The sequence below is a fragment of the Ruegeria sp. BC7 genome (genome assembly GCF_056539165.1).
Window position 1 is genome coordinate 205,067 of sequence record NZ_JBQFUL010000003.1, and the last position, 19,476, is coordinate 224,542.

Consider the following 19,476-nt stretch of genomic DNA (forward strand, 5'->3'; position numbering starts at 1 on the left):
ATGGAGCAGGTGCAGTTGGGAGCGGGCCAACCGGTAAAGGTGAAGGCCCGCCCGGAAGATAGTTTTGCACTGATCGGGGCCGGGCCCATGGGTCTTGCGATGGCAAAAACGCTCATCGAGCAGGGCGTGCCGTTTCAAGGGTTTGAACTGGCAGATGATGTGGGTGGTCTGTGGAACATTGATGCACCTCGGTCCACGATGTACGAGACCGCCCACCTCATTTCTTCAAAACGCATGACCGAATTCGCAGATTTCCCAATGCTTGAGGAAACGGCCGAATATCCGTCACACCGCGAATTGAAGACCTATTTTCAGGACTTCGCCAACGCGTTCGATTTGTATCAGCACTTCCATTTCGGAGCCGAGGTCCTAAGCACCACACCGCTGGACAAAGGCGGGTGGGAAGTCCGCTGGCGCGACTCGTCCGGCACCGAGCAGACACAGCAGTTCGCGGGCGTTCTGATCGCCAACGGAACCCTGTCGGAACCCAACATGCCAGAGTTTGAGGGCACGTTCACCGGCGAGTTCATTCACGCTTCGCACTACCGTTTTCCAACCCAATTCGCGGGCAAAAGGGTTTTGGTCATCGGTGCGGGAAACTCGGGCTGTGATATTGCCGTGGATGCGATCCATCATGGCGTTTCCTGCGACATTTCCATGCGTCGCGGATATTACTTTGTTCCGAAATATGTATTCGGCAAACCCGCTGACACAATGGGCGGCAAAATTCGTCTTCCGATGTGGCTGAAGCGCAAGGTGGATGGCGCAATTCTAAAGTGGTTCGTGGGAAACCCTCAGAAATACGGGTTTCCAAAACCGGATTACGAGCTGTACGAATCCCACCCCGTCGTGAATTCGCTTATCCTGTTCCACGCTGGGCATGGCGACCTGACAGTGCGCCCTGACATTGCGCGATTTGAAGGCAATACCGTCCACTTCCGCGATGGCAGTTCGGCCGAGTACGACATGGTTCTGGCGGCGACCGGCTACAAGCTGCACTACCCATTCATCGACAAGTCGCTTTTGAACTGGAAAGGGGATGCGCCGCATCTTTACCTGAACTGCATGCATCCTGAACGGGATGACGTGTTCGTGTTGGGCATGGTCGAAGCGTCCGGGCTGGGCTGGCAGGGCCGACACGAGCAGGCCGAAATGATCGCCAGGTATATTGCCGGGCTGCGGTCTGGAAACACGGCAGCACAAGCGATCCGCGCGACCAAGGCCGAAGGGTTTGAACGGGCAACGGGCGGCATGAACTATATCGACCTGCCCCGCATGGCCTACTACGTCGACAAGGCAACCTATCGGCGCGAAGTGACGGGCCAGATCGCAGCTCTCAGGGCGGCGGAAAGATGAATGGGATCGACCAGGTCGCGCTGAACTTTGACGCGAGCAATCTGAGGCTTTTGAACGCCATCCTTGCCGTTGTCATGTTTTCGATCGCGCTGGACCTTCGACTTGATGACTTTCGACGGGTAGCGCGGGGGCCCAAACCCCTGATCGTCGGGCTGACTTCGCAGTTCATCATTTTGCCGGCCCTGACCTTCCTGATGATCGTCGCGTTGAAACCCATGCCCTCTGTCGCGATGGGGCTTATTCTTGTCGCGGCCTGTCCCGGTGGGAACATCTCGAATTTCATGACCCATCGGGCAAAGGGCAATGTCGCGCTATCCGTGTCGATGACGGCCTTCGCAACCGTCGCAGCGATCATCGTCACACCTGCAAATATCGCGTTTTGGGGCAACCTCTATGGCCCCACCCGTGAAATCCTGCAACGCACGGAGATCGACCCGGTCGCGGTGGCCATCACCGTGGGGTTCATGCTGATCCTGCCGCTAATCCTTGGAATGATCGTCAATGCGCGCTTTACACGGTTCGCCGATCGCATTCGCCGCCCCATGCAGTGGCTGTCTATGGCCATCTTCGTTGCGTTCATCGTCGTTGCGCTTGCCGCGAACTGGGACAACTTCCTTCAGTTTGCCGGGGCGATCGTAGGGCTGGTCATCCTTCACAATGCGCTGGCCTTTCTGGGCGGCTACTTCACCGCCACCGCCGCCGGCCTGTCCGAGCGTGATCGCCGTTCCGTTACGATTGAGACCGGAATTCAGAACTCGGGGCTGGGGCTGATCCTGATCTTCGCCTTCTTCGGCGGCATGGGCGGTATGGCCGTTGCTGCCGCGCTGTGGGGGATATGGCACGCGATATCAGGGATCGCCCTTGCCGCGTTTTTTGCCAGACGAGAGATACCGCAATGAGCCGGATTCTGATCACTGGTGCCGCCGGAGCCATCGGAACGGCGTTGCTGCGCCGTCTTGGGCCCCATTCCGATATTGAGGTCATCGCCACCGATATTCGGGAACCGTCGGACCTGCCAGCAAACACGCGGTTCAGGAAGATGGACGTGACGGGAAGCGACCCGCAATCCGTTATCCTCGAAGAACGTCCTGACACGATTGTTCACCTTGCCTCGATTGTGACGCCAGGACCAGACTCGACCCGCGAATTGGAATATAGGGTCGATGTCGAAGGCACGCGCAATGTGCTGGACGCGGCCATAGGCGCAGCAACGCGGCGGCTGGTGGTGACGTCATCCGGCGCGGCCTATGGCTATCACCCGGACAACCCCGTTCCACTAAAAGAAACCGATGCGATACGCGGCAATCACGAATTCGCCTATTCCTGGCACAAACGTCTGGTCGAAGAGTTGCTGGCCGAGGCCAGACACACCGCGCCGGATCTGGAACAAGTCGTCTTGCGTGTCGGCACGGTGCTTGGCGCAAATATCGAGAACCAAATCACCGCCCTGTTCCGCAAGCCTCGGCTTTTGGGCCTCAAGGGATCGGACAGCCCGTTTGTCTTTATCTGGGACAGGGATCTGGCGGAGATCCTGTTTCGGGCTGCGACTGACAGCCCCGCTGGTATCTTCAACGTTGCCGGAAACGGATCGCTGACCGTTTCACAGATCGCAGCGGCCATGGGAAAGCCGGTTCGATGGTTACAGCCCGGATTGGTCAAAGCAGCCCTGACAGTCGCGCATCCTCTGGGTCTGTCGCGCTATGGTCCGGAACAGGTGCGCTTTCTGCTGTACCGTCCCGTTCTGGATAACTCCGCGCTTAGGACAGGTTTCGGATACGAGCCCGAGCTTTCAAGTGCAGAGGCATTTCAACGTTGGTGGGAGGCCGCCCAATGACACAAACCGCAGTGATAACCGGCGGCGCGGGCGGATTGGGTCGGGCCTTGTCCGCGGCGTTGCGCGCGCAAGGGTGGCACACCGTGCTGATCGACCTTCCGGGGCCCGAGCTGGACTCTTTTGCCCGTGTGGACGGCGTCACCACCTTTGCCTGTGACCTGACCCAGCCCGACCAGATCAAGGAGACTTGCGCCGAGGTCATAAAGTCCTGCGCGTCGATTGATCTGGTGATTTACAACGCGGGCGTTTCGCAAATCTCTGCCTTCGCCAAAGGCGACATGGCCTCGCACCGCGATCTGTTCGAGATCAATTATTTTGCGGCGGTTGACTGCGCCAGTCAGTTTCTGCACCCCTTGCGGCTATCCAAGGGAACCCATTTGGCCATATCCTCGGTTGCCGGGTTTGCGCCGCTATTTCATCGCACCGCCTATGCAGCCAGCAAACACGCGCTTGAAGGATTCTTCAAATCGCTCAGGGCAGAGGAAATCGCACATGGCGTGCGCGTAAGTCTCGCGGCACCTTCTTTCGTGGCCACGAATATCGGGCGGCCAGGTACAGCGCAGCAAGGTTTCGTCCGGCCCGGGTCAGCCACGGACGGCGTTGACTATATGGAACCCGACGATGCAGCGCGCGTTATCCTGCGCGGGCTTGAGCAGGAAAAGCAGTTCATTCCCGTAGGTCGAGTGGCGCGGATCGCGCACATCGTGAACCGGCTCGCTCCGGGTCTGTATTTTTCCCAAATGTTAAAAACGATGACCAAGAGCGGCTCTTCCTGACCAAACAATCGCCACCCAGAAATCGCCAAGCGCTTTGCACAGGCCAAACGGCCAAGCCGGTTCAATAGCCAGGCGCTTATTTTTCAGTCGGGCAGCCCAAAACAGCACTCAATCGTTTCTTGATTGACAGGTTCCGTCATGGGCACGGCCGAGGCTCGTTCAAAGCACGGCCCAATTTCAATGGGTTGATGGCGGAGACGAAGTCCGCCAACATCTTTTTCGTTCAGAATTTTATTTATAATTTACCTATACTTAAAGGAATATTGCAATGGGGCTTCACGAAATATGTGCAGCAAAATGTGCAGCAATTTGAATGGGCCTTCGTAGAAATCAAAGCGTCGAACTGAGAGACGCAAGCTCGAGACAATCAGTGCTCAAAGCGACGTGTAGTATGCCTTCAACGTCTTCGCGATAGATTGACGCCGCAGCTTCAAAAATTCCTGGTAGTCCGCAAATTCGCCCGTCAGAAGTCCAAGCGGAACTGCGTTCTCCGTGAAGTTCTCTTCAAGATCCGCGTAGACTACGATCCCTCCGTATTTTGCGGTTCCTGAACTGCATTGTTTCCGCAAATCTGAAACATACTCACTAGGAGGCGCATTTCCGATGGCAATGTTGATCTCTTGCTGTGTGTAGACCAAGTTGGCGACTTGATTGTATTGAGACTGCGTAAGGCCAAGCGTCTTTTTCAGGTGATCCTTGGGGAAGATGTGGTGAACATCGCCTCTGTGCTCCAACATACTCCGCACTGTGATTTCTTTTGACAGAAAGCCTCTAGCATTGGACTTCACCTGAGACGCAAGAAATGTCCTGAAAGCCGGATGTTTGCTATTTGACGTTGTAAGCGCTTGCACCAAACCAACTTCCCAAAAGGCATCCGAGAGCACCGCTTTCTCGATACTTTCGAGATATTCCCCCATTCCCATCTCAGAAATCTGTCGAATGTCCTGGTCAAAGCGGGTTTCCATCGATCCCGAATATCTGGCGGTCAAGAGTGAGAGCGCGAACCACTTCCTGACAAATCGTTCTATCAACTCGGAGGCGATGCCATCTTTCCGCAGGCGCAGGAAGAGAATGTAGGCAAAGTTCAATGGCGCCTGGTTGAAGCTGAACGCGACCACGCTTGGTGCAACCAAAAAGAACACTGGCAGCTCAAAGTGTCCGAAGCCGCCCGCGCCGACATTGTTGCAACCGCACTAAAAGGCATCTCTGTTCGGCCAAAGGAGGCTGCGTGAATTCAGACTGGTGATTGCCCAATCCACATTTGGGTGACCCACTGACTGGCCCAAACCGAGAGTTCAACGCACGGCTCAGGTCTTCGAGTTTTGTCTAATCAGCAAGCTCATAACCTTTTGATAATACAAAGACTTCAAAAATGGCGATGAACCCAAGTTCATCGTGCGCTCCCGCTGTGCCCAAGCATCGGCGGGAGCGAAGTTGTCCCTGATCGTTTCACGAAGCTTCGTCGAAATGCAGGTGCCACGGCAGATCACATTCCCTTGCTCACGAATGCAGATGCTCCCCAGCATCTAACACCACCCGAGGCAGACCACGTCGCGACACCATTGGTAATTCGGAAGCTCGCCAAGAACACCCGCAAGAAGCGATGAAGATAACACAACCACCAAAGGTAAGGCCTTCGGCAGATTAGATAATTTTCGTGCTTCTTTTTTGCTTCATGAGAGAGGCTTGCAACAAAGATACGCAAGCGCACATTCGAAAAGACTTGTCATTTCGGAGCGCCATGCATACTTCAATCTCCCCAAGGGAGAAAATCGTGCCTTCAAACAACTCGAAATCCAAGCGCACTCTGCCGCTACCTGAGAAACGCATACACGCCTGAACTTATCGCGTGTTCGCAGCCGTTCGGCTGCGATGTTTCCAGATTTCGAGTATTGAAAGGGCATCTCCATGCAGCCCCAAGTCTATACATCTTTCTTCTACCCGCGTTTGAATGGGTGGTTCCAGCCAGCCTACGAGAGCCTGATTAAAGCCGCCAACCGAAAGTCCGGGTGGGATGCCTTTGATGAGGATGCACCGGCTGAGGATTCGATGCCAAAGCAGTACGCGAGGGACTATTGCGCCGTTGCCTCATTGATCCGTGTTTGCGCGGCATGGAAGGACACACGCGATCAGATTGCAGGCCAGTTGCGTCGCCCATTTTCGCTGACAGTTGTTGAAACCGGTGAAAGTGAATGGGTGGAAGCCACAGGAGACGCGTTTAGCGATGGTTTGATCCCCGCGATCTGTAGCAACAACCCTGATGCAACCAAGCCAAAAATCGTGTGCTACAAGTCGCGCTGGCGCAAGACCACGCCAGCAAAGACTGCAAGCGATTTCAATGAAGCGCTGGCTCTGGCCGCGAAGGAACCAGCGTCGTTGATTGTAATCGTGCCAAGTATCGAAGTGTTGCCGGACGCCTTTTGCAAGAAATCCGCTAAGATCATTTCCCTGAGCCCATTGTCACGGAGCATGATCTTGATGCTCTATGCCATGATGCACGGCCGCCAATGTACAGCTTTGATGACAAAGGCGCTTAATCAGATGCCATCCCATGATGCTTTGGCTCAGATCTCAGCTAATGAAATTATGTTGGCTCTTCGGACGCCCAAGCTGATGGCATTTGTCCTGCAACTGAATAAGTTGACGACGCGCACAAAAGCCAACCCAGAAGCCATGGATGACGTCAAAGGCCTGGGGGCCGCGCGGGCGCCGTTGAAGCGTCTCGTGGATGACATCCAAGCATACTCTGACGGTCACCTGAGTTGGGCAGATATCCCTAACAACCTTCTACTCGATGGGCCTCCGGGTGTCGGGAAGACCTTTGTCGCGCAGAAATTGGCAGAAGCGACAGGGGCGCATTTTGTTGGCGCAAGCTATGCTGCTTGGCAAGCGGAGGGCCATCTTGGCGATTTCCTCGCTGCAATGAGAGATGATTTCCTGGAGGCAAAGCGCCATGCGCCGTCCGTTTTGCTGATCGATGAAATCGATAGTTTTGCAGATCGCGCAACCAACAAGAGCGATAACGAGAACTACAATCGGGCGGCACTAAATGGCCTGCTTGAACAGCTGGCGGGCGCCGAAAAGACGGATGGCGTCTTGGTGGTCGGCACAACAAACTACTCGGGCAAGTTGGATGCTGCACTACTGCGCTCTGGGCGGTTCGACCAAAAAGTCCACATCCCTCTTCCGGATAGGGGCGCGCTGACAGAGATCTTGTCCGCAGATGCTGGACCGACAATCAGCAAGCAGGAACTTCACGCAGTGGCGGCAGAAATGCTTGGGCAATCGGGCGCGGATGCCGCCGCGCTTGTGCGTCAGGCCCGTTCCATCGCCCGCCAGGATAAACGCCCAATTGCGATCCAACACCTCCAGACGGCGCTTGAGAAGTTTGCGAAGCCACTGCCTTCCAAGATGCTGTATAGGATGGCAATCCACGAGGCCGGCCACATCGTGGTTGCGCACGCACTTCTCGCCGGATTGCCGACAATGGCCCAGATCTCACCGAGAGGTGGTCGAGTTGACCTTGAGCTGGACAAATTCGGTCATGAAACTCAAAGCTTGGAAAATCGCCTCGCTATTTTGTTGGCTGGACGCGCAGCCGAACTTTCTTGCCTGGGTAGTGTTTCGTCAGGTGCCGGCGCGGGCGACAAAAGCGATCTTGCTCAGGCCACCATGTTTGCAGTCCAAGCCGAAACACAATTCGGTTTGTCCAACGACAATTTGATTTGGCACCCGGTGTCCATGGATAACCTGCAAGATATGCTTCAAGATCGCGACCTGGCAGCCCGCGTTCAGTCGCGGCTGCGCTCCGCAAACCATCTTGCTCAAAAGACCATCGGCGAAAATGAATATTTGCTTGAAGGTGTGGCCCAATCGCTTGTCGAAAGGCGGCAATTGAACCGGGCTGAGCTCGAGCAGTTGTTGCGAGATTTGAAATCTGCAAAAGGCAAAGATCGCCATGCAGTTAAGGAGAATTCGATCCAAAACATGCGCTGGCTTCATTGACCATAATGTCGGTCCCGAATGCGCCGGCTCTTATCGTCAAATTCCCCATATAGAATATCTCTATATGGCTCTTTTGACAGAGGTTTCGCGTGTGTGTGTGTGTGTCGGGCGCGGCGGGCTGCTGCCGGAAACGTGAAAGGTTTGGCTGGGGCGTTTCAGGACCAACGTTTTCTAACGGCCCCGCCCCGGAGCGGTCGCCTCTTCGCTCGTTTCCTACGTCACTTGGAAGCGTGGGGCGTCACTTCCAGCTTGGGCACATCGTATCCGGCTTCCGTCAAAACAGATCGCGCTTTGTCGATATGCTTTTGGCTGGGTTCCGTGCTGCGCGATAGGATCCAACCGGCGCTTCCATTGGGCACCCCAACAACGGCAACCTCATACTCATCGTCCACCCACAAAACCCAGTATGGCGATTTGACAAAGGGAACCTGTGGGAAGCTGACCTTGAGTTTGCCAACATCTTCAATTGTGGCTTGGCCGGTGATGTCCTTTACCCTCGTGCCATTTTCAACAAGACAGCGGTTGTAAACGGACACCGTATCCTCGGCGATAATCTGATATTCAGCCGTTGTGTCTGTGCATCCCCGCTGGAAGAACACCGGGAAGCGGGCGTACTCAAACCACACTCCGGTGTATCTCTGCACGTCTAGTTTGCCCACGACGTCCATCGTGACCGAGGTGTCGCGGTAGGAACCCGAGCAAGCCGCAAGGGTTGAACATAACAGAATAGCAGCAAGTTTCTTCACGGGGATCTCCGGCATATTGGGCCAACCTCAAAACATGTCAGAAACAACAGTTCGATTTGGTTTCTGGCCATCTATCTGGAAAGCCAGAAGGGATCAAAAAGGCTTGGCACCTTCTCGCCTATCGGTCTGTCAAGAAAAGGTAGTATGCAATGCGCCGTTCAGGCGCAGCTTTTGCCTAAAGCTTCTCAGTAAATTCGCTTCTCAGGAATGACACCCCTGACCCCACCACGAGGGTTTTCTATATCGCCAGCACGGCGAGGGATAAGGTGAATGTGGCAATGGAAAATGGTCTGTCCCGAAACTTCGCCTGCATTGATGCCCACGTTAAATCCTTCGACAGACCGATCCAGCCCGCGGACAGTTTGGCGCTCTGTTTGGAGGAGTTGCTGTACCGCATTCAACTCTGGCTGATGAAGGTCGAAATAGTCCGGCACATGCCGTTTCGGGATGATCAAAGTATGATGCTGGGTGACCGGAAAGCCGTCCCGAATGGCATAAGCCAGTTCATTTTCAGCAACCACCCGCTCGCCGGGGATTTCGCAAAACGCGCATCCATCGCATCTGTGAGCGTAGCTCTTGGCCATGCCCCGAAAATCAGTGTCATCGCGATCTCGCTTCATTGCATTGCAGGAATAACAAAGCGCCTGAAGGTTGATGGCCTCGTCACTGCCGCCTTTGTTTCGGGGCAGGATGTGGTCGACTTCCAACGCCTTTTGGTCGGCCGATATCCCACATAGCTCGCAACGAAAATGGGCGCGCTTCAGAACCTCGTATCGAAGGGTGCCGGGAATGTACCCTGACGACTTTGATCTATGCGACCATATCTTGTCGCCACGCTTCCCGATGAACGTATCGATTTTCTGATCGCAAATCCTGATGAGGTCTTTGATCTCGGCATCTTGGAGGCCCGAATTCTCTGCAAGTTGATAAGCTTGGATTTCCCGGCCGGATTTAATGGGCTGCACAATGCCATTGTTTGTGAGAACACGTCCCACCATGTTCTTCGTGCGGATCATATAATATTCGAGCTGCGAGCGGTCATAAACCATGAGCGCTGCGGCAATCTCTTCAAGCGAGGCGGATCCACCACCTTTTAGTATTCTGCGGATCATCACCGGCTGGTAGATATGTGACATCCGCATATGGTGCTCAAGAAACTCCTGGAGCCGCACATATGCTTTTGATGGCGTTGGAAAACCTGACATTTTGACAAACTAAACGATCTGATTGTCGAGCGTCCAGTTACTCGGTGATCTTGATTGTTTTCGAAGGCGCGCTCGATACTCCAGCCACATATTTTCATCTTGTCCGGCAGCAAACATGGCTTCCCGAAGCGCCGTTTCGAACGGCTTGAGATCCAAGGCTGGCCTCTCCTTTTCGAGCGCCCTGTAAACCTGCTTGTTGAACCGCCCAGGCACCACCCTATGGCCAAGCGTCAACTCGCAGAGGCGTGCCAATTTTTCGTTTCGCAACTTGGTGAACCGGCTGCTCAGAATGCGACCGGTCTCCACATCAAGTTCAGGGAAAGCAACATGCCAGTGTGTTTCGTTTCCGATGCCAGACTTTCGCGGTTTCTCGTGCTGAACAATGCTGGCTCGGTTGCCAGACGTGTTGGAAACACCGTATTCAAAACAGATTTCAGCAAACACAGAGACAAAGTCTTGCTGGCTCATTTGCTCGTTTGGCGAAATCACAAAATGCCTAACGCTATACTGTTTGCCAGCAATTTTGGAGATTTCACCCAAAAGTAGGAGGTCTTCCGGGCAGCCACGGATCCAAGTTGAAATTTCGTTGCCCGCAGGTTTTGCAAGGTAGGTTGCGATCCGACTGGTATGCGCAGTTGGGATGCGCGTTGATTTGATAATCATGACCGCCCCCCCAAGATTTGGGTGCGGATCAAGTCGACATCTCGTCTGATCGCATCGATACGTTCGCCTTGCTCGACAACTTGCTCAGCGCGCAGCGGATTGAATGTATGCGTCTCGGCCAATTTGCGCGACAGAAATGAGAGGTTCATCCTGACATCGATCAGAAGCCCTAGGACCTCAATGGCAGCTTGGATGTCTTTAATGATGGGCTTCTTTCGTGGCGGCTTACGAGGTTTGGTTTCAGGCAGCGCGCCTTCAAAATTTAGGGCTCGCGCCAAGACAAAGCGCGCATACGCAGTTGCGGAGATACCCTCCGCTTCCGCTCCATCTGTCAACAAATCATGCAGATCTTCAGATACCCGCATTCCCACCATTTTTGTTTGTTTTTTTGTTTTGTTTTTAGCCATCTTCGTTCTCCAATTTTGATAGCTGCACGACTTGCTATTAGCGTGCGCAACATGGAGTTGTGCGGAGGGTTGCAAGGGGCAAGCGGACGTGACTGATCGGCCCACGGCTACCAGGGGCGGTTCCGGCCCAAAGCCGCCGCCCAGCTCTGCCTTGCCTTTCTGCATCCGCAGCCCGCTTAGCAGTCATTCGCCGCGGATGCGAAATCAATCACTCGTCCGATGACCGCAACGCGGACATTCCGGACACTTGATTATCCAATCTCTGCTTGGCTCCAATCTAAACTATGGAGGCCCATTCGGACACGACGGCCCACCCCAACGCATTGGTCCCACAACAGCTAACTGCCGAGATTTGCCCTGCCGCAGATGTCGTGCACGACTGCGATACGGGTGAAGCGCAACACGAGCATCCGGCAAGCATGCCCTTCTGCGCGATGCCTGACACATCAGCAAGCGCGTACAGCGGCTTTGTTGGTGGATTTGTCGTATCCCGTGGTGGAGATAGTGACGCGCGGTCTAGATCGAAGTCGTCTGATACAGGGAAAATGTCGCCCTCAAGCACGGTCCCCCAGATGCCGATGTCTTTGATCTTTTCCGCCTCTACCTCGAATGGGTCTTCTTCAAGGATGGTGAAGTTCGCGAACTTGCCGGGAGTGATCGAGCCAATCTCATCCTCCAATCGAAGGGATTGGGCTGCATCGATGGTTACAGCCCGCAAAGCGTCTTCTACAGATAAGCGGTGTTCGGGACCAGCCACGCGGCCAGATACTGTCGTCCGGTTCACACCAGCCCACACGAGAAACAGCGGTTCACCCGGAGCCATTGGTACGTCTGAGTGGAAAGAAATCGGGGTTCCACTGGCCTTGATTGGGCCAAGGGGCACGATGTCATCCGCACGGTCCGGGCCAAGCCCAAGCTCGCTATATCGATCTGACAGCGCGGTTACGTAGTATGGATTGCCGCTGACGATGCAGCCCAGTTCAGCGATCCGCATTGCTTGATCTTCTCTTGCATAACCGAAGTGGACCAGTGTCGTGCGGTGATCGGCGCGCGGCATCCGGCGCATGTTTCGCTCAACAGCGTCCAAGATCAAGTCCACGGCAAGGTCGCCGGTTTGATGAACATGCAACTGGTAGCCTGCCTCCCAGTAGGCATCGAAAACAGGATTGAACTCATCCGGTTGCATAATCCACTCGCCGTGGAAATCGCCGCCGACATAGGGCTCCGAGACCTGCATGGCCAAACTGTAAACAGCGCCATCGGCGAAGAGTTTCACCTGCTTCGGCATGAAAGCCGTCTTGCCTTCACCCCATTCGAGTAGTTTTTCCGTCTCTTCGATCATCGTGCCGTTTTGGAGGTGCAAGGCAGCCAGAGATTTCCCGTCGGGTATGAAATAGGTCCTGAGCGGTGCGTCAGGCCCGGAAAAGACGGCGTTGGTTGCTTCTTGCAGAGGGCGCGACAGCACGCCTCCCGGTTCCGCAGCAACCGTGACGCCTGCACGGTGCATATACTCGCGCGCCAGCCTGAGACCAGCGCCCAGACGCTCTGGTGTTGAAAGCACCGGTGCAACTGCGGGAAGAACGGCAAACATGCCCGCCTCGAAGAAATACCCGTCTTCAAAGCTCGACTGCTCAAGCGCAAGCCCCGCAAAGCCATTTACGAAGTCTTCGGTGATGCCCAGAAACTCCAATGCGGGCGTGTTCAAGATAAGTTCGTGTGCAGATCGGTGGACTATGATGATTGGGCGTGTGCTGCTGATCTCGTCGAGTTGTGCACGCCTGATCTCGCCATGAAAAAAGTGGTGGTATCCCCATGTCAGTAACAAGGCGTCGGGATCATCCATTGCCGCTTCAGCGGCTTGCAAGCGAGACTTATAATCCGCTTCATCCTCGGCGGCCTTCGAAAAGCCAGTCGGAATATTCCAATCCTCAATCGATATGATCTCGGAGGTCAGGGTCAATCCGGCGAGGAAAGGGTGCACATGCTGGTCGATCAAACCGGCAATGATCACCTTGTCAAAAAACCGTTCGTCCAGCCGAAACGGCTGCGAACCAATCCGATTAACGATTGCATCGCGCGATCCCGCGGCCAGAATACGGTCTCCGACCACGGCGACCGCGTTGATTGCTGGGTCGTTGTCCTCCATGGTGATGACGCGCTGCGCTGTGTAAACAGTGATTTCGGGCAGCGTCTGAAGCTGGCTTCCAAAATCCTGCAATGACGAGGCCGCATGAGTTGAGGTGGCATGAGAAATCGCGATCATTGACGCGCTGCCGAGGATGGTCATTGCGGTGCGGCGGGTAACGTTCAGTTTGGTCATGGCTCTTAATGCTCAGTAAGGCGAAATTTGCCTGAGCCTAGCATCGAGATGATCTTAGGTGGAAAGGAAAACTGCTGCCGATATCGAATTGAGCGCCAAGTTTCCCAAGCAAAATGATGCTATGATTTAGCGACTGACCTCGACCGCTTTGGGCTCTGAGCAGACATCGGATGCGGCGCGGCATCATCACCAAAAAGTAGTCCTTCATTGGCGCGCAAACGGCCCAAAGCCGACATCCAGCCGTCTACAGGGATGCTGTACCGCGGCTCAGCAATGCTGCCGTTCGCCGCATATGCACGATACCATGCCGGATCGACAGTACGTAAGTGATCAAAATGGTAGTGCCTGCAATGGTCAGTAGGGCGCCGTCTACAAGTTGCGGGTGAGATCGAGAAAGACCGGGCCGTTCGGTTTGAAACTTCGATCTCCCGCCGTAAGTATAGGCCGTTTTGCTACAACAAAACTGATGTTGTTCAAGCACTGCGATTAATTAGGCAGGTGCAACGGTGTGATGCGCTTTATCAGGTTGCCAAAGATGTAGAGCCAGATCCTGCGTCCATTTTGTTGAAAAGTTGATTTGACGCTCGTTGTGGTCTTTTGCCAACCTCCAAACAGTCAGCATTTAGGGAAACACTTGAAAATGAAATCAGGATACAGCGCGCTCGCGCTAGCTATTTTGCTCGCAGGCTCGCCGCTACTTGCTCAGCAAGCCGACACCGTTTTCCTGAGTGAAAACATCATCACGTCAAACCCCGAGTTGCCACTGGCGCAATCCGTGGCGGTTGCGGGAAACACGATCATTTGTGTACGCACTGATGACAGTTGCCGCGAGTTGGCAGGCGATGGCACCCAGATCGTGGATGCGGGCACAAATACCGTTATGGCTGGTATCATCGACACTCACTTGCACACACGCATCTTTGGGCAGACGCATTTCGTCATGCTCAACCTGTTCGGTTACAACGATGCGTCGCGTGAGGAGGTTGTCGAAGTAATCCGGGAGTACGCGGCGACGCTCGGGCCAGATGAGTGGGTGATCGGCGGCGGTTGGTCCGACGCGCATTTTCAGAATCCCACCAAGGAAGAACTGGACGAAATCGTTGGTGGACGCCCTGCATTGATCTCCGACAATACGCAACATAACGGCTGGTATTCGACGAAAGCTCTGGAATACCTCGGGATCACTGCCGATTGGGAGCCACCGAAAGGCGGCTACATGCCTTTGAATGACGCTGGCGATGAACCTTCCGGACTTTTGCAGGAGAAAGCTCACCTTTCGACAGGGTTTGTCGAACAGCACAAACTCTATTCTTTTGAGAAACAGGAGGAAGCGATTATTGGTGCCGCTCGCGTGCTCAACGCGGTCGGGGTCACCGGTGCAACGGAAGCTGCCGCCGGGTCCAAGGAGGGGGCAGATGACGTCTACGTCCGTTTGGCGCAAAAAGGAGAACTAACACTCAGGCACGAATTAGCCATGGTGTTCTGGGGCACCGGCACGCCAGAGGGCGATACCGCAATGATCGAACAATTAGAGATACGGCGGGCCGCAGTCGAGGATGCGGGCGTTGATCCCAGTATTCTCCATGCGAACACTGTGAAGTTCGCTATTGATGGAACACCGGGGCGTTTTGCCTATATGGAAGGCCCGTATCTGGACGGCACACGGCCGGATATGAACTTTCGACCAGACAACCTTGCAGAGATTTTCGACGCACTAACAGAGCGTGATTTTACCTTGATGCTGCACGTTGAAGGGAACGCGGGGATCCGCCGCTCGCTCGACGCGCTGGAATTTGCACATGAAACCGGCGAGCCCCTTCGCGACGACATCCCTCAGATTTTCACGCATGTTGACCATTTGTCTATCGACAACGCTCGTCGCATGTCTCGGCTCGGGGTTTCCGGGCAGCTTCAACTTCACTGGGCTGATCCCACCGAGGAGTACTTTCGTAATGTGACCAGTCAGAACCTGCCAAAAGAGGTGCTGGAGCGTATGTACCAGTTCAAACTCGTGACCGAGTTCATGGAGTATGGATTTGGACCTGACGCGCCGACGTCTCCTGTGTTTTCGCCGTGGGAAGGAATGGAGATCGGCATGACACGACAGGCTATGGGAACACCCGGCGGTCTTGTCATGCCCGGTGAACCATTGACCTTTGAAGAGGTTATCCATGGCTCGACCCTGGGTAGTGCACGCCTTCAGGATCGGGGCGATGTGTTGGGTAGTCTCGAGGAAGGCAAGATTGCAGACATCATCGTGCTCGACCGAGATATTCGCAGACAGGCCGAAGAGAACGTTTTTGAATTTCACAAGACTGAAGTGCTGCAAACCTATTTTGGCGGCGAACTGGTCTACGATATTGATCGCGACGGCGAACCGGACAAACTATTGACCGAGCCGGAGTGGGAAGAAGGCGACGACGAGAAACTGCGCCGAGGCGTCGCAGTTACTAGCGTGAGAGTGTCTGAGGGATGACGAGTCCGCTGTCAGCTTTTGCGATTGGCGCTCTGTTTGGTCTGATATCTCTCCCGGTTGCGGCACAAAGCATTGAGAGCGCATGGCAGCGCGCGATTGCGGGCCAGCAACCCGGTGGTATGCCGTTTGATCCGCTTGCAGCTCCGCTTGATTTGACCCGAACGCCAGTCAGTGTAGCGCCGCAAAACATGTCGACAGGTACGCGTGTGATTGGCTGGCAGGATCTGCTACCAGTGCATGTCTCCAGCGAAACGCCCTTTGCCGACATGCGACCGTTTCTGCGCGACGCCATGCGCATCCACGTCGAATGGCGCACGTCGACACCGCGCGAACGGGAAGATATGGCACTATTTGAACGCCACGAAGCTGCTCTTACACTCCTCTCAATGCATCAAGTTGACGTAGACGGCCTGATGAGAGAGCGGCGGAACATCATCGCTCAGAATGGCAAAGCAAGGCGCGCACCCAACCAGAACATTCTCGGACAATCTATACGGCTTGCCGGTTACGTTGTCCCGCTCGCCTTCGAAGAGAAAAAGGTGACAGAATTCCTGTTTGTGCCAGTTGCAGGTGCCTGCGTTCACAAGCCAACACCGCCTCCAAACCAGATTGTCCATGTGGACTATCCAAAGGGTGTTGCCTTCAGCTCAATCTTCGAAGCTTTCTGGATCGAAGGAGAATTGAACGCCGAGGATACACGGCGCGACGTCGTCTTTTTTGATGGCGCTGCAAACATTGAGGCGCAATATAGCCTGAAAGCAAAGACCGTAGAGGTCTACAATTCTTGGTGAAATCAATCGTCAGCCATGATTGATGCTTGAGCCATTTGATAGAGAGAATGTCCAAACGAACTTATGGATCCGTTGCCCCTTACCGGACATTTGAGCTCGAATAGACAGAAGGGCGCAATCTGCGGACGGCCTATTGGGGCCAAGCCGCACGCAGCTATTCTCCACTTGTGAGACAAGCAACAGACGATTTATTGGCTATTCTGAAACGGCCCGAGCTCCTCTGGCCCAGGCTTTCAGGCAAAGAAGTTCTGCGGCGATCATTGCGGCTGCGTTGGAGGTCATCTCCGCATGATCAAACGGGGGGGAGACTTCGACCACATCCATGCCGACTGGATCGAGCCCCTTCATGGCCCGGATTATGGCGAGCGCTTGGTAGCTGGTAAGCCCGCCCGGGACCGGTGTGCCCGTCCCGGGAGCAGTGGACGGATCGAGGCAGTCTATGTCGAAGGTCAGGTAGGTCGGACCATCCCCAGCGGTGGACAAAATGGTTGCGGCAATCTCTTCAGCTGGAGCAGCATGTACGGCGTCTGCATGCAAGATTTTCATGCCATAGGTCTCTTCGCCCTCGAAACAGGTGCGGATGCCCACCTGAACGGTCCGTTGCGGATCTATGATGCCCTCGCGAACCGCTAGGTTGAACATACTGCCGTGATCCATGCGTCCACCCTCGTCGGGCTCGACGTCCCGATGGGCATCAAACTGGATGAGACCGATTGGGCCGTACTTCTCAGCATAGGACTTAAGTACCGGATAGGTGATGAAATGATCGCCGCCCAGAACAAGGCTGGCCGTTCCTCCCGAGATTATCTCCGATATGTGGCGCTCTATGGCCAACGGGACGTCTTGGGGCACGCCCCAGTCGAAAACGCAATCACCGTAATCGATTGCTGCAAGCGTATCGAATGGATCAAACCGCCAGGGCCAAATTGGGCCCCAGGCATGTTGAGCGCTTGCCTTGCGAATTGCCTCTGGGCCAAAGCGGGTTCCAGGACGGTTACTCACAGAAAGATCAAAGGGAACTCCGGTGATCGCTACATCCGCCCCCTCAAGATCCTTTGTGTATTTGCGGCGCATAAAACTCAGAGCGCCGGAATAACTGGGCTCAATCTGTGAACCTTTGAGTGCGCCACGGGTAAAGGCGGCATCGATGCCATAGGATTTAAGGTCTGTAGCCATGGTGTTTTGGTCAGTTTCTTGTGATAGGTTTCATGGCTTTTTCTATTCTCATTATCGGCTGGATGCAATCTGGTGATCTTGATCTTGCAGCCGATTTTCGGCGGCGCAGTGATTATCTTAGTTGCAAAATCAATCGAATGTCAGCTTTCGGCAGAGGTCCTTGCCTATTATGCGGACACAACGAAAGTCAGCTTTCCGCCCATTTTGTCGAACACTGAATTACCCAACCTAGGAAACTTTGGGCTTGTAGTCACTAACAGCGTCAAAGGCGAAGCGTTGAGTTGAGTTGAGCCATTTGCTTCTCAATTCTTTCCTTGAGAACCAATTGCTGCCGATGCCTTCCGCAGGCATCTCTTCCCCAGAAATCCAAATCCATTATCCTTAAATCTTTCCTAAACCTTGTTCTGGCAATCTATCGGAAGCAATTTCTTAAGGAGAATTCGATTGCCAACACTTTCATTTTGCTCACCAAAAGGGGGCTGTGGGAAATCCACAACATGCATTTTAATGGCCCTCGAAACATCCCGGGCTGGGATGTCTGTTTGTATCTTGGACTCGGATCCCAAACGGTGGCTGTCTGAATGGGCTAGCGCGAAGCCGCTTCCCGAGAATCTCACTGTTCGTCAGGTCGAACAGCGAAACCTGACCGAGGCGGCTTTCGCGGCGGCCGAACGTTTCGACTACGTATTGATCGACGTCGAGGGATCAGACGATGCATCTTTGATTGATGCCATTCTCGTAAGCGACCTTGTCATCGTTCCCACCCAGACATCTCGTTTGGATGCGCTGGCGGTGGTCCAAGTTCTAAAACAGGTGCGCCAGAAAAGCCTCGTATTGAGGCGCGATATTGCGGCTCGTGTCTTGCTGACCAAGACAGAACCAGGGGCGGTCGAATATCGGATCACCGCAGAAATCAAAGCAGTCTTACAGCAAGCAAACGCGCCCGTTTTTGCAACTCAGCTTGCAAATCGCCCTATTTTTCAAGCGATGGTGAGCTTCGGTGGGGATTATCTGGACTTACCAAAAGCGTTCCAAGGATCCTCCCCAAAATCAGCGCACGCAAACGTTGCCGCTTTGGCGCAGGAAATCTCAACGACCCTCTCAGAAATTCTCCAAGCTGCATAAGGAAAAACAATGATGGATAAAACAAAACACAATCATATGCCCAGTCTCGGCGACATTAACAAAGTCGAGCAAGGTGACATGGGCTTCCCACTCGGATCGACCAGTAAGCCGAGCCTCGCACTCCAACCAGAGATGAGCCCTTCAAAGCGCAGGGCGGCCGCGCGTACGCAAAAGCTTTCCGTAAGTGTAAATCCAGATCTCTATGCTGCTTGGAACGCAATCCGAGAGGACAAAGAGCAAGCGGTTGTGCGAGCCGTCGAGCTGTCTCTGATCGCATATTTGGAAAAGCACGGACAAACGTTCGATCTGTAAGACCAGCCCTAAAAAGCCCGGCTCCCTGCCTTCGTTATGTGGGGAGTCGTGCCGTTTTCTGGGTCTCTTATTTTTCCCGTGGCCCCCTCTTATTTTTGGTGCTGACCTCTTATTTTTCCAAAAGATTAGGAAACCGATTTTGAGCGGCGTGGAATTGGTGGAATTATTGACTTTATTGTTTTTTATCAAATATTTATATGTTGACTCGGTCGCACTTACGCGATAGAAAATGCGCATTCAAAACGGGAGGGAACAACATGTTCCATTTCATCAAAGAGGCTTAC

Annotated in this window: 17 protein-coding genes; 10 read left to right on the plus strand and 7 right to left on the minus strand. The window is 54.3% G+C overall.

Translation table 11 applies throughout. The features are described 5' to 3' along the window. The 4 genes from ACR0KS_RS10080 to ACR0KS_RS10095 are packed head-to-tail and all read left to right on the plus strand — an operon-like array spanning position 1 to position 3,966. Entirely contained in the window at positions 1 to 1,356 is a 1,356-nt protein-coding gene (locus ACR0KS_RS10080; RefSeq protein WP_170563845.1) for an NAD(P)-binding domain-containing protein, read from the plus strand. Next, a complete protein-coding gene (locus ACR0KS_RS10085; RefSeq protein ID WP_170563848.1) occupies positions 1,353 to 2,255 on the plus strand; it encodes a bile acid:sodium symporter family protein in 903 nt (300 codons plus the stop codon). The genes ACR0KS_RS10080 and ACR0KS_RS10085 overlap by 4 nt, the downstream gene beginning before the upstream one ends. Further along, positions 2,252 to 3,190: an SDR family oxidoreductase gene (locus tag ACR0KS_RS10090; RefSeq protein ID WP_170563851.1), complete on the plus strand. Its 939-nt coding sequence runs from the start codon at positions 2,252 to 2,254 to the stop codon at positions 3,188 to 3,190. Before ACR0KS_RS10085 ends, ACR0KS_RS10090 begins: the two co-directional genes overlap by 4 nt. Then, positions 3,187 to 3,966: an SDR family NAD(P)-dependent oxidoreductase gene (locus ACR0KS_RS10095; RefSeq protein ID WP_170563855.1), complete on the plus strand. Its 780-nt coding sequence runs from the start codon at positions 3,187 to 3,189 to the stop codon at positions 3,964 to 3,966. Before ACR0KS_RS10090 ends, ACR0KS_RS10095 begins: the two co-directional genes overlap by 4 nt. Positions 3,967 to 4,340: 374 nt before the next feature. Here ACR0KS_RS10095 and ACR0KS_RS10100 read toward each other — a convergent pair whose 3' ends face one another. Further along, a complete protein-coding gene (locus tag ACR0KS_RS10100; RefSeq protein WP_170563858.1) occupies positions 4,341 to 5,108 on the minus strand; it encodes a hypothetical protein in 768 nt (255 codons plus the stop codon). 766 nt (positions 5,109 to 5,874) lie between these two features. Here ACR0KS_RS10100 and ACR0KS_RS10105 point away from each other — a divergent pair. After that, positions 5,875 to 7,971 carry an AAA family ATPase gene (locus ACR0KS_RS10105; protein WP_170563860.1) on the plus strand — a complete coding sequence of 699 codons (2,097 nt, stop codon included), beginning with the start codon at positions 5,875 to 5,877 and terminating at the stop codon, positions 7,969 to 7,971. Between the two features lie 218 nt (positions 7,972 to 8,189). Here the strand turns inward: ACR0KS_RS10105 and ACR0KS_RS10110 are convergent, their stop codons facing one another. The 5 genes from ACR0KS_RS10110 to ACR0KS_RS10130 all read right to left on the minus strand — a co-directional run bounded on the left by ACR0KS_RS10110 (position 8,190) and on the right by ACR0KS_RS10130 (position 13,312). Next, complete coding sequence (locus ACR0KS_RS10110) at positions 8,190 to 8,717, minus strand: lipocalin family protein (protein ID WP_170486575.1); 528 nt, start codon at positions 8,715 to 8,717, stop codon at positions 8,190 to 8,192. 185 nt (positions 8,718 to 8,902) lie between these two features. Further along, the gene (locus ACR0KS_RS10115; RefSeq protein ID WP_209509627.1) at positions 8,903 to 9,922 is read right to left on the minus strand and encodes an HIT domain-containing protein; all 1,020 of its coding nucleotides are present in this window, start codon (positions 9,920 to 9,922) and stop codon (positions 8,903 to 8,905) included. Positions 9,923 to 9,931: 9 nt separating this feature from the next. Continuing rightward, positions 9,932 to 10,585, minus strand: coding sequence for a hypothetical protein (locus ACR0KS_RS10120; RefSeq protein ID WP_170486576.1), 654 nt, complete (start codon positions 10,583 to 10,585; stop codon positions 9,932 to 9,934). Then, positions 10,582 to 10,992: a hypothetical protein gene (locus tag ACR0KS_RS10125; protein WP_170486577.1), complete on the minus strand. Its 411-nt coding sequence runs from the start codon at positions 10,990 to 10,992 to the stop codon at positions 10,582 to 10,584. Before ACR0KS_RS10125 ends, ACR0KS_RS10120 begins: the two co-directional genes overlap by 4 nt. Positions 10,993 to 11,269: 277 nt before the next feature. Continuing rightward, entirely contained in the window at positions 11,270 to 13,312 is a 2,043-nt protein-coding gene (locus ACR0KS_RS10130) for an amidohydrolase (protein WP_245224464.1), read from the minus strand. 640 nt (positions 13,313 to 13,952) lie between these two features. Here ACR0KS_RS10130 and ACR0KS_RS10135 point away from each other — a divergent pair. Beyond that, positions 13,953 to 15,788 carry an amidohydrolase gene (locus ACR0KS_RS10135; protein ID WP_170486578.1) on the plus strand — a complete coding sequence of 612 codons (1,836 nt, stop codon included), beginning with the start codon at positions 13,953 to 13,955 and terminating at the stop codon, positions 15,786 to 15,788. Next, on the plus strand, positions 15,785 to 16,579 hold the full coding sequence (locus ACR0KS_RS10140) for a DUF3299 domain-containing protein (RefSeq protein ID WP_170563863.1): 795 nt from the start codon (positions 15,785 to 15,787) through the stop codon (positions 16,577 to 16,579). Before ACR0KS_RS10135 ends, ACR0KS_RS10140 begins: the two co-directional genes overlap by 4 nt. Before the next feature lie 195 nt (positions 16,580 to 16,774). Here ACR0KS_RS10140 and speB read toward each other — a convergent pair whose 3' ends face one another. Beyond that, positions 16,775 to 17,755, minus strand: a complete 981-nt coding sequence (gene speB / locus ACR0KS_RS10145; protein WP_170352649.1) for an agmatinase — start codon at positions 17,753 to 17,755, stop codon at positions 16,775 to 16,777. A 72-nt stretch (positions 17,756 to 17,827) separates the two neighbouring features. Between speB and ACR0KS_RS10150 the strand changes: the two genes are divergently transcribed. From ACR0KS_RS10150 to ACR0KS_RS10160, 3 genes are all read left to right on the plus strand, one after another. Further along, the gene (locus ACR0KS_RS10150) at positions 17,828 to 18,040 is read left to right on the plus strand and encodes a hypothetical protein (RefSeq protein ID WP_170486579.1); all 213 of its coding nucleotides are present in this window, start codon (positions 17,828 to 17,830) and stop codon (positions 18,038 to 18,040) included. A 159-nt stretch (positions 18,041 to 18,199) separates the two neighbouring features. Next, positions 18,200 to 18,880 (plus strand): ParA family protein, encoded by a 681-nt coding sequence (locus tag ACR0KS_RS10155; protein WP_170486580.1) that lies wholly within the window; start codon positions 18,200 to 18,202, stop codon positions 18,878 to 18,880. Between the two features lie 9 nt (positions 18,881 to 18,889). Next, positions 18,890 to 19,192: a hypothetical protein gene (locus ACR0KS_RS10160; protein WP_170469303.1), complete on the plus strand. Its 303-nt coding sequence runs from the start codon at positions 18,890 to 18,892 to the stop codon at positions 19,190 to 19,192. Positions 19,193 to 19,476: the final 284 nt, after the last annotated feature.